Consider the following 14,585-nt stretch of genomic DNA (forward strand, 5'->3'; position numbering starts at 1 on the left):
CTTACTTCTTTATAAAGTCTGAAACCAAATTATATGCTTCTTCCAATGCCACTTTCAGGTCGTTATTCTCGATAATAAAATCAAATTGTGGTGCAGTGGCAAGCTCGATACTTGCTTTGGCAACACGCATATTTATTTTATCCATAGACTCGGTTTTACGCTTTTTTAACCTGATCTTTAATTCTTCGATACTTGGTGGTTTTACAAAAACAGCCAGTGTTCTTTCAGGATAGATTTTTTTAATGTCTAATCCTCCCACCACGTCGATATCAAAAATAACATGCTTTCCTTTTGCCCAAATTCGCTCTACTTCAGCTTTTAAAGTTCCGTAGAAATTATCACGGTAAACTTCTTCCCACTCTAGAAATTCGTCGTTTTTGATCTTCTTTTTAAAATCTTCTAAAGACAAGAAATAATAATCTTTTCCATCAATTTCGTTAGAGCGAGGATCACGAGATGTTGCTGAAATCGAAAAATCTAGCTTTAATTCTTCCTGCTTTAAAAGATGTCTTACAATAGTGGTTTTCCCTGAACCAGACGGAGCTGAAAATACGATGAGCTTCCCTTCTTTCATGGTGCTGTGCTTTATTTTGGGTTGAATGCTGTTATAATACGTTTAAGACTTGTTCTTTTATTTTTTCCAGCTCATCTTTCATTTGCACTACAAGCTGCTGCATTGGGGCGTAGTTACTTTTGCTACCAATGGTGTTTATTTCACGTCCCATTTCCTGGCCGATAAATCCTAATTTTCTACCGTTGCTATCTTTTGTATCTAAAGTTTCAGTAAAGTAAGCCAGGTGATTTTTTAATCGAACTTCTTCTTCTGTGATATCGTATTTCTCGATATAATAAACCAGTTCCTGCTCAAAGCGATTTTCGTCTACATTCTCTTTAAGATCCTCGATTCCTTTACGAAGTCGCTCACGAACATTATCTACACGCTCTGGATTAATTTGCATAATTTCATCCAGTAGATTGCCAATATTATTTACACGAATTTTTAGATCTTTTTCCAAAGCAGCGCCCTCTGCAGTTCTGTACTCATTAATTTCAGCCAATGCTTCTAAAAGTGCTTTTTCGATAGCCTCAAATTCTGTTTCGTCAATCTCTTCTCGTTCTGTTTTTAACGCATCAGGAAGGCGCATTGCGATTTCTAAAAGCTGGGCATCATGTTTGCTACCAACATTTGGTAACTTTAAATCTTGCATTTGCTTAATGTAATTCTTTACCGCTGCTGCATTTACTGAAGCTGAAGTCTCATCGCTTGTTTGCTCTACATAGAGTGAGAAATCTACTTTTCCTCTTTTTAAAGCAGAGGATATCGTGTTACGCATCACCAATTCTTTCTCACGATATTGCGAAGGAATTCTGGCATTTAAATCCAGATTTTTGCTGTTTAAAGATTTAATTTCTATAGTAATCTTTTTATTGGGAAGCTGTAGTACACTTTTCCCAAAACCTGTCATAGATTGAATCATGCTTCATTTTTACGGTTGTGCAAAGATAATCAATTCTTAGGCAGCGCAAAGGCTATAGAAAAATTTAGCTGAACAATGGTTTCTACTGAAATCTTAAAGCTGATTTTGGATAAATTGAAGCGCTCTTTCTTCCTGGTAATATATTTTTTTATGCTGAATAAAACCTACATGACCGCCATGTTTTGGGATTTCTAAATGCAAAAATTTAGAATTCTTGGCTATTTTCTTAGGGAATGATGCGGAAGTGAGAAAACTATCATTTTCAGCATTCAGCAAAAGCGTTGGAATCTTAATATTGGGTAAAAACTGAAGACAACTGCATTTTTCGTAATATTCAGCCGCAGAGGCATAACCATGTGCACGGCTGGTGTACAGCTCATCGATAGCTAGTAACGAATTACAAGCTGATATTTGCTTTTTTTCAAGTTCTTTTGGAAATGCCATTTGACGCTCAAAAAGTATATCTTTCAAATTCTTTTTAAAACGATTACTGTATAATCTATTTTGGGGCAAATTTAATGCTTCCAGGCTTGCAGCAAGATCACATGGCGTAGAAACGGCAACGGCTGCTTTTATTTGTTCTGGAAGTATAGTGCGCTCTCCCAGATATTTCAGCAAAAGATTACCGCCAAGGCTAAATCCAACCAAGGCAATTTCAGTGTAGTTATATTTGGTTAAAATATGCGCCAAAACCTCTTCGAGATCTTCAGTAGCGCCGGCATTGTAGCTGCGGTATAGTCGGTTTATTTCACCGCTACAACTCCTAAAATTCATTCCGCAGTAATCCCAGTTATTTTCAGTAAAAATTTTGCCCATTCCCAGCATGTACGGTCTACTGGCATCGCCTGCCAAACCATGCATGGCAATTACTAATTTTTTAGATGGAGTTTTAGAAAAAGACCAATCTAAATCTAAAAAATCACCATCTTTAAGTTCTAAACGTTTTCGTTTTTCAGACTTAAAATCTACTTTTCTAAGCGTTGCGGCATAAATGGTTGCGATATGCGCGTTTTTAAAAAGAGGCGGAGCGGTATAATTACTTTCGATCACTGGCATTTGCCAAATTTGCGAAATTTTTTTTACTCGATATTCAATACCTCATTCAGGATTTAATTTCATGTTACTTGACTTGAAATTCAAAAAAGCTGTTCTATTTAATCTCTTAGGCTTGCGTACTGGTTGTTGATTAGGATTGCCTTGAAAATATATATATAAAATTTCGTGCGGTATTTTCTTATGGGGAATTTAATAGTTTTCTAATATCGATGCTTAAAATTAATTATGCATGCATAGCGAATATTTGTAAATTAGCCGTTCTTCTAAATTGAAAAGAAAAATTATGTACACCAAAGAATTCGAGATACGCTGGAGCGATATAGATGCGAACAGGCATTTAGCCAACACGGCTTACATTAACTTTATGAGCCACACCAGGATGGCATTTTTAATGGAAAATGGATTTGGACAAAAAGATCTGGCAAAGCACAATCTTGGTCCGGTAGTTTTTTATGAGCATGTATATTATTTTAGAGAAGTTTTTGCAGGCGAGCCGGTAAAAGTGAGCCTTCAGTTAAAAGGACTTTCTGAAGACGGAATGTATTTTGAATTTGTACATAATTTCTATGATAGTAAAGGAAGAAATTTTGCAAGTTGTGAAATGATGGGGGGTTGGATCGATCTTAAAGCAAGAAAATTAACAGGATTGCCTTCTGAAATGATTAAAAACCTGGATAGCCTGCCACACACTGAAGATTTTAAAGTGCTAACAAAAGAAGATACCAGAAAACACGGTAGAAAACCTAAAGATATCGATCCAGAATTGCTTAAATAAAGCAAGCTGAAATTATCAATTTTCCACCTATATTTTTAGAAACCCGGCTATGCCCGGGTTTTTGTTTTCTTAAAACTAACCAGATAAACACCAACAAATACCAATAATCCGGCTACAACTTTTATGGTGGTTAATTGATCGGCACCAACCAGGATCGCATAGATAATGGCAATTAATGGTTGTAGATAAATAAACACACTTATTGTTGAGGCTGATAATTGTTTTAGCGCATAAATGTTGAGCAAATAGGTAGAAAATGTTGTTCCGGCGACGACAAAAGCCATTCGCCAAATCGCATCGAATGGTAAATGAAGCCAGTCTACCGCAACAAATTCAGAATAAGTAACCGGCAGATTTAAAATAACACCCATTAAGAAAAGCCATTTCATAAGGGTGATGGCATGATATTTTTTGGTAAGCGGTTTTACGATCACCAGGTAAAGTCCGTACGAAAAAGCATTAATAATAAACATCGAATTTCCTAAGGGAATATTAGGTGCATTAGAAACACTATCGCTGCTAAAAAGCACTAAGGCTAATGCTCCAGAAAGTCCCATAGCAATACCAATTCCTTTAATAAGCGTGATTCTTTCTTTCAGAATAAAAGAAGCTAAAATCAACACCATTACGGGGGAAAGGGTAATTATTACGGAGCTGTTAATTGGTGTACTAAGGCTTAATCCTTTAAAAAAGAAAAGCATATTTATACACATTCCAAAAATTGCGCAAGCCAACATTCGTGGCCAGTCTTTTCTATCGACTTTTTCCTTTGGAGCAAACGGACTTAATAACCAAAATAAAATAGCAGCACCTAAAACCCGAAGCATAATAAAGCCAAAAGCTTCAATATGTGCGGGCATTACGCCTTTGGCAATAGTATGATTTAACCCATAGATTGCACTGGCACCAATTGCGGCGAGGATCGCCGGCAAACGCTTATCCATGAATAGAATCTTTAGCGGCCGCTACATTTTTTTTAGCATTGCCAATAAAGATCTCATCATCGTTAATTATTACGGGACGTTTTAAAAAGGTATAATGTTCCAGGATCAAAGCTTTGTAATCTTCTTCGCTAAGATCCTTGTTTTTAAGCTCACGTTCTTTATAAAGTCGTGCTCTTTTGCTGAAAAGCGATTCATAGCTACCTGCAAGTTTTTGCATTTCCTCTATTTGCGTTTCTGTAATGGCATTGGCTTTGATGTCCTGAAGTTTAAATGCTGCCGGAGCTTCGATCTCGTTTAAAATTCGTTTACAGGTATCGCAGGTAGACAGGTAGTAGATCTTTTTCATTTTATTTCAATTTAGGATTGCAAAGAAAAAATTTTATAAGAGCTTCTGCAATTTATTCGGTTGCTGAAAGATCTATTTTTAAATATTCTGAAATTTTTTCCAGATCATATTCATAAGTTTTTTGTCCTTCAGCATAAGCGGCGATCTCGTATGGATTGTAAGTTAAGATCAATTTATCATCTCTAAATCCAATATTAACAGGAAGATTAAATTCGTCATTTTCAAAGAACATTCCGGTGCTGTTGATGTTTTTATCTTGCGGGATATCTTCTTTTTTTCTGAAATCTTTTTCTACGAAATCTTTAAATTCTGAAGTAAATAAATCCTTGTGAGTATAAACTTTCCCGGTTTCAGGATTAAAATTCATATACGTGTTGCTTCCGTAGCCATGCGCGCCTCCGGTAAAGGTGTAAGCATTAAAATCGATGCTTAGCAATTTTGGGTTTTCTTCAGTGATTTCAGCAAAAACAGTCGCCTCCCAGGGAATATCAGAATCTGGAAAATCTTCTCGATAAGAAGCATAATTTGCAATAAAACCATCTACCATTTCTTCCATAGTTTCAGGCTTATCATCGGGATTAAAACCAGAAACAAGTTGGATAATATGAGCTTCTATAGAATCGTTGATCTTTTTAGCGACATTTTCCTTTCCTTTTGCAACAGGATAATTAAGGTTTACAAAAGTGCAGTTTCCTTTCTCTGGATTACATTTTTCGTAGGCTTTTTCTACGTTATAATTGGTGAAAACAAGGGCTTCTTTTTTCTCTTCTTCACAGGCAAAAATCATAAGGCTGGCAAGCAACACAGAAAGAAATTTTTTCAAAATGGTTTTCAGGTTTTAGGTTATTGTTTTGCTAAAGTACGCAGCAATTTTGGCATTGCCAATGCGAAGCTTATTTTTGCTAATAAGATTTTTAATAGCAATGAAAATCAGCTTCTAAAGCTGGTTTTTCGCTATAAACCAATAAAATTATTGTTATGAAATTTAATACCAAAACCATACACGGCGGGCAGGAAAATACAGATCCTGCATACAACGCTGTAATGCCGCCAATCTATCAAACCAGTACGTATTCACAAAGTACACCTGGAGGACATAAAGGCTTTGAATATTCCAGAAGTGGAAATCCAACTCGATCTGCTTTAGAGCGTTCTTTAGCCAGTATCGAAAATGGTAAATTTGGGATGGCTTTTGGGTCTGGTTTGGCTGCTATCGATGCTGTATTGAAGCTTTTTAAACCGGGAGACGAAATTATAAGTACCAACGATCTTTATGGTGGCTCTTACCGTTTATTTACCTCGATATTTGAAAATTTAGGCATCAAATTTCACTTTATTGGGATGCAGGAAGCTAAAAATATCGAATCGCATATCAATGAAAATACAAAATTGATTTGGGTGGAGACTCCAACTAATCCAATGATGAATATTATCGATATCGAAGCAGCAGCTAAGATTGCTAAAAAACATGATATCTTATTAGCGGTCGATAACACTTTTGCGACGCCATATTTGCAACAACCTTTAGATCTAGGAGCCGATATTGTGATGCACAGTGCTACAAAATATCTTGGTGGGCATAGTGATGTTGTGATGGGTAGTCTTGTAGTGAAAGATAAAGATCTGGCAGATAAATTATATTTTATCCAAAATGCGAGTGGAGCTGTTTGTGGACCGCAGGATAGCTTTTTGGTGTTGCGCGGAATAAAAACTTTACATCTTAGAATGCAGCGCCATTGCGAAAATGGAGAAAAAGTAGCTCGGTTCTTAAAAGAGCATGCCGGAGTTGCAAAAGTTAACTGGCCAGGTTTTGAAGATCATCCAAACCACGATATCGCCAAAAAGCAAATGAAAGGTTTTGGAGGAATGATTTCTTTTTCTACTACGGAAGGAACCGCAGAAAGTGCGGTTAAAATACTCGAAAATCTGAAAGTTTTCACCTTAGCTGAATCTTTAGGAGGGGTAGAATCGTTGGCAGGACATCCCGCGAGTATGACGCATGCCTCAATCCCAGCAGAAGAACGCGCAAAAACTGGTGTTGTAGATAGTTTGATAAGATTAAGTGTAGGGATTGAAGATGGTGAAGATCTAGTAGAAGACTTAAAACAAGCGTTGAGTTAGAGATTAGATTTTAGATCGCTGTGCTGCTAGAGGGTAGAATATAGACTAATAAGCGAGACTAAAATTATATAATTTTTTATTGAAATTTTGCTGATGCGTTAATTGGATAATGCAAATTCGTGAGCGTTCAATTTAAAGATCGAAATAAACTCAAATCGTTATGCTGAATTTGTTTCAGCATCTCGTAATGTGATAAAAAAAACGAGGGCTGAAATTCGATAATTTCAGCCCTCGTCTTTTAATCTATGTTCTAAAATCTAAAAGCGGAGCAGTCAAATTAAATTACTTTACCCAGTGCCCAGATAAGTCGTTGTACTTCTTCTTCAGTATTGTAATGCACTAAACTGGTACGTACTACACCATTTTTTTCGGTTAAGTCGAAATCTTCAATCAGTTTTTTGGCGTAAAAATCACCAAATCTTATTCCGATTCGATATTCGTCGATTTGCTCAACAATTTCATTGCTACAAAGCTCGTTGTGTACAAAAGAAATTGTAGGTACTCTTTTAGTGGCATCGGCTTCAGGATTTCCTATGATCTTTACTTTGGGATTTTTATTTAAAAAATCAAGAAGTCTTTGCGCTAATTTCTGTTCGTGCTTTGCAATCACTTCATAAGATTTTTTCAGCATTAAAACTGAAGAGTCTTTATCGTTTGGAAAGTGTTGCTTATAAAATTCCTTAAAATATTCAGTGATTCCTAAAAGACTGTATGTGAGCTCAAAATTGAAGTTTCCCGGCTGAAACTTATATGGAATATCATCTTTTTTGAAGAAATAGTGATTAATCCCGGCCATTTCTAAAAGCAAATCATACTTTCCATACATCAATGCTAAATGCGGGCCATAGGTTTTATACCAGCTAAAGGTATAAAAATCGATATCCAGTTCTTGGACATCAATTTGGCGATGAGGTGCGTAAGCGACGCCATCTACGCAGATAAGCGAACCGTTTTGGTGTGTAATTTCAGCAATCTCCTTGATAGGATTTATTGTTCCTAAGATATTAGAGCAATGCGTAATGGCAACAAGTTTGGTTTTTTTAGAAAGTAATTTTTTAAGTTCAGAAAGTTCTAATTCCATCGTGTCTGGATTGGCTTTCCAAACCTTAATTTTTATTCCTTTTTCTTCCAAATCTGTCCATGGAGAAACATTGGCTTCATGATCTGTATTAGTGACGATTACTTCGTCTCCCTCCTGCCATTTTTTGCTAAGGGAGATACTCAAAATTCTAAAGAGCATACTCGAAGAAGGCCCAATGATTATTTCTTCGGTTTGCTGAGCATTTATAAATTTTGCGATTTGTTTGGTTGCCCAGGCTAGCTTTTCGCCAGCTTCTTTGCTAATTTTATAAGATGCACCAAGTTGTACGTTATGATGAATTAAATAGCCATTGATACGCTCAATGACTTTTCCTAAAACCTGGGAGCCACCGGCATTATCCATAAAGACAAAGTCTTTATCGAGTGCCGGAAACTGTTTCCTAACATAGTCTATATCCATAATATCTATTTATCCAGAAGACTTTCATTAAAAAGCTTAAGAATTCTGCTATACTCATCTGTCCAACTGCTTGGCTCAACAAAACCATGGTCTTCTACTGGATAAACCGCCATTTCCCAATCGTCTTTTCCTAATTCAATCAACCGTTGTGAAAGTCGTACTACATCCTGAAAATGTACGTTTACATCTACCATTCCGTGGGCGATAAGTAAATCACCTTCTAAACCTTCAGCAAAATAAATTGGGGAAGATCTTCGGTAGGCAATAGGATCATTTACTGGCTCATTAAGAATATTCGCGGTGTATCCGTGATTGTAATGTGCCCAATCTGTTACCGATCTTAGCGCAGCACCTGCAGCAAAAGTATCTGGCTCGTTAAACATGGCCATCAAAGTAATAAATCCGCCATAACTTCCACCATAAATTCCGACTTTTTCAGGGTTGATTCCATGGTTTTCAATTAAATATTTTACACCATCTACCTGGTCTGAAAGATCTTTACCTCCCATTTGGCGGTAAATCCCGGTTCTCCAATCACGGCCATAACCGGCGCTCCCGCGGTAATCAATATCGATAACAGTATACCCTAAATCTGTTAATAGATTATGGAACATGTATTCTCTAAAATATGAAGACCACCACTGGTGTACGTTTTGTAGATAACCGGCGCCATGCACAAAAACAACGGCAGCATCGTTTTTAGTTTCTTCGCTTGGCGTGTATAATCTTGCCGGAACCATTGCTCCATCTTCAGCTTCAAACTTAATAAGTTCAGGAGTTCTCCAGTTGTAACTGGCAAATGCTTCAGATTGTCCGCTAGTTAGTTGTTTTGCTTCTCCTTTCCCTGTTTTCTTAAGATAAAGTTCCCAGGGTTTATTACTGAAGGAATAGTAGATCGCCATATATTTTTCATCAGGAGAAAGATAAACCTGGTTATTACCGGTCATGTTGGTAAGTTTTTCCATTTTACCACCCATTACCGGCATTTTGTAAAAATGGCGAACGTCTGGGCCTTCTTCAGAAGTGGTTAAATACCAGTATTTTTTATTATTCGATAATTCGGGATCAAAAACTTCATAATCACCAGGAGTAAGATCTTTTTTCTCTCCATTATCAACATTAAGAAGATACAAATGAGAATATCCGGTAGCTTCAGATTGAAAATAAATATGCTTGTTGTCGGGCAGCCAACCTAAAGTTCCGCCACCAAAAGACCAACCAAGACCCGGGCCTGCGATCCAAGCTTCGTCGCGTTGGCGATCTAAAGTGTTAAGGCTTCCGTCTTCAAGATTAAGTTGGGCGATCCAGCGGTCTTTGTTATCTTTAGATCGAATGCTCACAATAGCTTTTTCACCGTTTTCAGAAAAATAGGCTGGTGAGGTAATTACTTCACGAACTTTTTCTTCCCATTCTTTATCTGGATAATCTTTTACGTAATCTGGTAGGTCTTTAATGCCTTCAAGATCATCTGTACCTACTATAAAAACGGTATCTTTTTCAACATTATAAAGAGCTAGTTCCACTTCGGTTTTATCGTCGCCTACTTTAGAGCGTGCAGGTAAATCTTTAGTATATCCAGATTGGTCTACATAATTTGGGACTTCGGTATTATCACCGCGTTCTCTTTTAATTAAATTGAAACTCACATACTTTCCGTTAGGAGAAATGCTAAGCCCGGATATTTGTTTGTCACCGGCATAGAAGGCATAATCTTCGTCCTGAGCAATACTTTCGCGATAGGATTTTGAAGCTTCAGATTTTTCTTTACGCTCATTAATAACCTGTAAAAGATCAAGATTCTCATCCTGAATCCATTGATTTTTTTCTGAAAGTTTTTCTTCTCTATCTTCAGGTTTTTTGCCTTTATTGATATTGGTTAATTTGATAATCTTACCATCCTCAAGATCGTAGATAAAGGCATTATCATTTAAGATAAACGAGATTTTAGATTCGTCTGCCATAAATTCAGGATTCTGAATTCGCTCTCCAAGGTCTATTAATTCTGTTTTAGAATCTTTCCTGATATTATATAAAAATAGTTTCCCATCTTCAGTAAAAAGCATTTCGGTTTTCTTGTTGTTATAATCGACGTAACGCGGAATCATATTTTCCTTTTCCTGCTGAGAAACTTTTATGATCTTCGACTGTTTAGAAAGATTGATCTTGTATAAAGAATCATCGGGATCGTTTTCTAAGTTATACTGAAAATAAATATTTTCACTTTGCATACCCCACTGAATTCTGGAAGGAAATGTTCCCATCCATTTTGGGTCTTGCATAATTTTTTCCACAGAAAGTTCACTTTGCTGTGCCTTTAGGGCAATGCTGCTAAAAGCAATAAAGGCCAGGATTGCGATATTGCTAAAACGAAGTTTAATTTTTGTCATTTACGTAAATATTGGATTTTAATTAGTGGAGAGATTATAAATACTCAAAACCCGAAATTTTATAAAAATAAAATTCGATTTCCTCTTTTATGAAAGCTCGCCAAAATTGGTTTCAATATAGCTAAAATGAAACATGAATTCAAGAATAATAAGTTTTAGCCTTAATTTGAAGTGCAATTGGAGGAGGATAATTTTCCATTTTTAAGAAATAAAAAATAGAGCAATCTATAGTTTGCGTTTTAAACTTTTAGCTGCCTTTGTATATCCACCGTTCCCACCGTCTACAAAATGAATGTGCTCGTGTGTGCTAATGTTTCTTACGTAGCAGGACATGATACTTTCCTCACTTACATAAATTCCATATTTTATTTTTCCTGAATCTTCCAGATTGTCCAGATAACCAATAAGCGCTTCCCTTTGCTGAGGTGTTCCTGAAATAACTGTATTTATTCTTCCGTCGATTACTAAGGTGTCAGCTAAGGCCACCATCTTTTTTAGATAGTTTTTTCCGTTCTGTTTTTTAAGCCATATATGTTTTCCATATTTCCCAATTATCCAACTTTTAAACATATAAGGCAGATAGAATCTACCCAGTTTGGCTTTCATTTCATCATTAATTTTACGAAGATTAGCTTTCAGTTTTAACCTGCTTACAGAAATAGGCTTTCTTGTGTTTGGGGATCCGTAAATATTATCGATAGCTTTTAAAACTTCAGAAAAGACTTTTGATGTTTCCTGATCATTTGTTGATACTACGATTAAACTTACTACTTCCTGGTTCTTTTTTGGAGGTTTTATTTTGTCCCATTTACATTCCATTCCATCAAGATTCAGCGCTTTACTATTGGGAACGATTTCTTGTTTTGGAAGGGTGTGTTTTATTAGATCTTCAGCATAATGTAGAGCGTCTCCCAAAACTATAGGAATGTCCATATCAGCATTCACTTTAAGTTTAGCGATTTTCAGCTGAATATTTTCTTTGTAGATAGTTTTAACCGGAAGCGATCCTGTTTTAAGTTCTAATTTGAAGTTTTTTTGAGTATTTCTCTTATGTTTCTGAAGCGCAGCAAGCGTTTCTTGTAAAATTTCTTCGGGAACGATAGCTACGGCGCCGTCACCACCAAAAAAGAAAGGTATATTTTTTTTTGCCTCGTATGCAATGTTAATCATAGCAATAACGCAACCTGTAGCAATTAAATTGACGGAGTTATGTTTTCCATTAGCAATAGCTTCAGTAGAGTTTTTAATATCTGCTGCCACTATATGCCAATTTTCTGGAACCTGATGAAAGTTGCCAATATCTCCCACAAGCTCGCTCACCGGAATATTCAGTACCGGCAAATCTTCATAAAAATTAGAGTTGCTATTAGCCATTAATCTTTTATTTTTTATGTAATTCGGCATAAATAAAACAAGTAAAGATATGCAATCTTAGCATACGCAAATCCTATATTTAGGGAAGTATTTATTTTTCGATTTCCAGTACTTTTAAATATTCTGGGCCGCCATCTACTGGATAACCCTCAACTTTTTCGGCGATTATAGTATAGGTTTGTCCTTCCAATTCGGTTAGATCTACTTTTCCTGAAGTTAACGCGTAAGTTTTATCATCGGTTTTTAAGACATGGCTTCCATATTGATAAGAAGTTATGCCTGCTGCTTCGATTAGCCCGGTAAGTTTCATATTACTGGTTATTTTTTGATTGTTACAGGTTGCGGTGATAACTAATAAAAAGAATGAAGAAAGGAATACGGTTGGTTTCATAATTACTTAAGTTGAATTTAGCTGGAAATTACACGTTCTAATTGAGCTTCTCTTTATTCTTAGGGAAGTTTTAACGGGTAGTGATTCTATATAATAAAAACATTTTTATTTTTGTGGTGCTATACGGCCTCGTAGTTCAACGGATAGAATAGAAGTTTCCTAAACTTTAGATCCAGGTTCGATTCCTGGCGAGGCTACAAACAAAAACCGTTAAGCATAATTGTGAATGCCTAACGGTTTTTTGTATTAAAAATCGGTGTACTTAGTAAGTATAAGTCTTTTTTAATTTGATTTTTTTACTATATGTTTTGTTTGGATCTTGTTTGTAGATTTAAGTTTAACTATATAGTACCCATCTGGATAATTAGCAAGTGAGAAATTAACTGCTTGTTTAGATTGTATCTTTTTTTGTACAATCAATTTTCCTTGTAGATCATAAATTTTAATTTCCTGAAGCGGTAATTCTTCAGTCATACTCACTTCAAAATTAGCATTTGATGGATTAGGATATATGGCGACTTGTTTTTGATTTACTGCAAAATTTGATGTAGACGAGCAATTTTCGATAAAAGACCATACTTGCCAAGGTCCCGAATTCTCTTCTGGATTCTGATTGTTGCTATACCAATTATTTTGATAAATTTTTCCGTTAAAGACAACTTTTGTACCGGCATCAGCATAAATGACTTGCGAAGACCAAACCGGTAAACTGGAACAGCTAGAACCTTGATTAGCCGAAGTTACACTAATTGTAATGGCAGCCGAAGTTGTAGTTTGATTTTGATCATCTGTAGCAACAGCTGTTATAGAATAATCTCCTGCAGAAGCATTCCAGTCCACAGAATAAGGTGATGAGGTGTCAGTTCCAATTGAGTTTTCATCGGCGAAAAATTCAACTTCAGAGATCGTACCATCATTATCGTTGGCATCAGCATTTATGGTGATGGTTGTATTTTCTGAAAAGCTATCATTTGTAGAAGGCGAAGTGATCGAAACAGAAGGTGAATTGTTGCCGGAACCATTATCATTACCACAATATTTTTCCCAGTTTTGGATAATATTTCTAACTTTTTTTCCAGAAGCAGTTAGCATCTGTGATGACCAACCACCTGAAGAAGAAGCTCCCGGAACCAAAGCCGCAGATCCTTCGTTTTTATCGGTAATCGACCAGTTAGCATGAGTGATATCATTTTCTTCCAGGAAATTCATCCACGCATCGGTAGAGGCAACATCTACCGCACCAGAACCATTTGCTTGCACGCTGCCCCATTCAGTTACCATTAAAGCAATTCCATTATTAATCGCTGTTTGCGCTTTTTGTCGCAAACTTTCTTTATGTGTCGCAGCATAAAAATGCAATGTATAGGCGATATTATTTGCGTTTATAGGATCTGTAGAGGCAACATCCACATCCTGTGACCAAGTGGGTGTGCCCACAACAATTAAATTATCTGGATCAATATTCCTAATTGCTGAAATTACTGCGTTTGCATAAGGTTTTATGGTGTTAGACCATGAAACTTGTAAAGGTTCATTATAAATTTCATAAATAACATTTGGATAGCTGCCATAAGTTTGCGCCATTTCTTCAAAGAAATCGATAGCTGCCTGCTGGTTATTTTCTGCATGGTGGGAATGCCAATCGATAATCACATATAATCCTTTAGCAATCGCTGCATCTACTACATTTTTAACTCGAGTTTTATTTTGGCTAGGATTGCTTAAATATCCTCCGTTATCTTCTACGCCCATAGCAGCTCTTACAATTGTTGAATTCCAGTCGCTTGCTAGCCAATTTACCACATCAGCATTATAGTATTTCTCAGCGCCCCATCCGGTATTGGACCAAAAAAGACTATTTCCTGCAAAACTTACAGGATTATTATTTTTATCTACAATTTTAGTGTTGCTTACACTTAGGTTACCGTGCACATCTACTGGTGTAGAACCGCAATAATTTTGTGCATTTAAAGAGATGCTGGCCACAAAAAAGCTAAAAACAAAACTTAGCTTACAATACGTTTGTCGTAATTGTGTTTTCATAATAAATAGTTTTTAGGTTAGTTTATAAAAAGTAAATTTGGGAATATACCTTATAATATAGTAGCTTAAATATACAAACTATGTACTGCCAAAAATCGATTTTGTATTTTATTTAAAAGTTATTTTGTTGATTTAAAGTTATTTATTGGTTTGTGGTTTGTTTTAAAAC

13 protein-coding genes and 1 tRNA gene are annotated in these 14,585 nt (G+C 36.0%); 3 read left to right on the top strand and 11 right to left on the bottom strand.

Annotated elements, in window-relative coordinates:
- Nucleotide 1: 1 nt before the first annotated feature.
- The 3 genes from gmk to PBT91_RS00960 form a co-directional block, all read right to left on the bottom strand.
- Entirely contained in the window at nucleotides 2-574 is a 573-nt protein-coding gene (gmk, locus tag PBT91_RS00950; protein ID WP_270059943.1) for a guanylate kinase, read from the bottom strand.
- A gap of 31 nt (nucleotides 575-605) precedes the next feature.
- Nucleotides 606-1,478 (bottom strand): YicC/YloC family endoribonuclease, encoded by an 873-nt coding sequence (locus PBT91_RS00955; protein ID WP_270059944.1) that lies wholly within the window; start codon nucleotides 1,476-1,478, stop codon nucleotides 606-608.
- Nucleotides 1,479-1,571: 93 nt separating this feature from the next.
- A complete protein-coding gene (locus PBT91_RS00960; protein WP_270059945.1) occupies nucleotides 1,572-2,534 on the bottom strand; it encodes a YheT family hydrolase in 963 nt (320 codons plus the stop codon).
- Nucleotides 2,535-2,817: 283 nt separating this feature from the next.
- Between PBT91_RS00960 and PBT91_RS00965 the strand changes: the two genes are divergently transcribed.
- The gene (locus PBT91_RS00965; RefSeq protein ID WP_270059946.1) at nucleotides 2,818-3,309 is read left to right on the top strand and encodes an acyl-CoA thioesterase; all 492 of its coding nucleotides are present in this window, start codon (nucleotides 2,818-2,820) and stop codon (nucleotides 3,307-3,309) included.
- 47 nt (nucleotides 3,310-3,356) lie between these two features.
- On the opposite strand, the gene PBT91_RS00970 is transcribed toward PBT91_RS00965, so the two are convergent.
- The 3 genes from PBT91_RS00970 to PBT91_RS00980 are packed head-to-tail and all read right to left on the bottom strand — an operon-like array spanning nucleotide 3,357 to nucleotide 5,422.
- Nucleotides 3,357-4,253: a DMT family transporter gene (locus PBT91_RS00970; RefSeq protein WP_270059947.1), complete on the bottom strand. Its 897-nt coding sequence runs from the start codon at nucleotides 4,251-4,253 to the stop codon at nucleotides 3,357-3,359.
- Nucleotides 4,246-4,599 (bottom strand): arsenate reductase family protein, encoded by a 354-nt coding sequence (locus tag PBT91_RS00975; RefSeq protein ID WP_270059948.1) that lies wholly within the window; start codon nucleotides 4,597-4,599, stop codon nucleotides 4,246-4,248. Before PBT91_RS00975 ends, PBT91_RS00970 begins: the two co-directional genes overlap by 8 nt.
- 52 nt (nucleotides 4,600-4,651) lie before the next feature.
- Entirely contained in the window at nucleotides 4,652-5,422 is a 771-nt protein-coding gene (locus tag PBT91_RS00980; protein ID WP_270059949.1) for a DUF3298 and DUF4163 domain-containing protein, read from the bottom strand.
- Between the two features lie 155 nt (nucleotides 5,423-5,577).
- On the opposite strand from PBT91_RS00980, the gene PBT91_RS00985 reads away from it, so the two are divergent.
- Nucleotides 5,578-6,720: a cystathionine gamma-synthase gene (locus PBT91_RS00985; protein WP_270059950.1), complete on the top strand. Its 1,143-nt coding sequence runs from the start codon at nucleotides 5,578-5,580 to the stop codon at nucleotides 6,718-6,720.
- Between the two features lie 277 nt (nucleotides 6,721-6,997).
- Here PBT91_RS00985 and PBT91_RS00990 read toward each other — a convergent pair whose 3' ends face one another.
- The 4 genes from PBT91_RS00990 to PBT91_RS01005 all read right to left on the bottom strand — a co-directional run bounded on the left by PBT91_RS00990 (nucleotide 6,998) and on the right by PBT91_RS01005 (nucleotide 12,373).
- Nucleotides 6,998-8,221: a cysteine desulfurase-like protein gene (locus tag PBT91_RS00990; protein WP_270059951.1), complete on the bottom strand. Its 1,224-nt coding sequence runs from the start codon at nucleotides 8,219-8,221 to the stop codon at nucleotides 6,998-7,000.
- 5 nt (nucleotides 8,222-8,226) lie between these two features.
- A complete protein-coding gene (locus tag PBT91_RS00995; protein WP_270059952.1) occupies nucleotides 8,227-10,608 on the bottom strand; it encodes a S9 family peptidase in 2,382 nt (793 codons plus the stop codon).
- Between the two features lie 225 nt (nucleotides 10,609-10,833).
- Entirely contained in the window at nucleotides 10,834-11,982 is a 1,149-nt protein-coding gene (locus tag PBT91_RS01000; RefSeq protein WP_270059953.1) for a DUF3095 family protein, read from the bottom strand.
- A gap of 91 nt (nucleotides 11,983-12,073) precedes the next feature.
- A complete protein-coding gene (locus PBT91_RS01005; protein ID WP_270059954.1) occupies nucleotides 12,074-12,373 on the bottom strand; it encodes a hypothetical protein in 300 nt (99 codons plus the stop codon).
- 125 nt (nucleotides 12,374-12,498) lie between these two features.
- Here PBT91_RS01005 and PBT91_RS01010 point away from each other — a divergent pair.
- A tRNA-Arg gene (locus PBT91_RS01010) sits at nucleotides 12,499-12,570 on the top strand.
- An 85-nt stretch (nucleotides 12,571-12,655) separates the two neighbouring features.
- On the opposite strand, the gene PBT91_RS01015 is transcribed toward PBT91_RS01010, so the two are convergent.
- On the bottom strand, nucleotides 12,656-14,416 hold the full coding sequence (locus PBT91_RS01015) for a cellulase family glycosylhydrolase (RefSeq protein WP_270059955.1): 1,761 nt from the start codon (nucleotides 14,414-14,416) through the stop codon (nucleotides 12,656-12,658).
- Between the last annotated feature and the right edge of the window lie 169 nt (nucleotides 14,417-14,585).

The sequence above is a fragment of the Zunongwangia sp. HGR-M22 genome (assembly GCF_027594425.1).
Lineage (GTDB): Bacteria > Bacteroidota > Bacteroidia > Flavobacteriales > Flavobacteriaceae > Zunongwangia.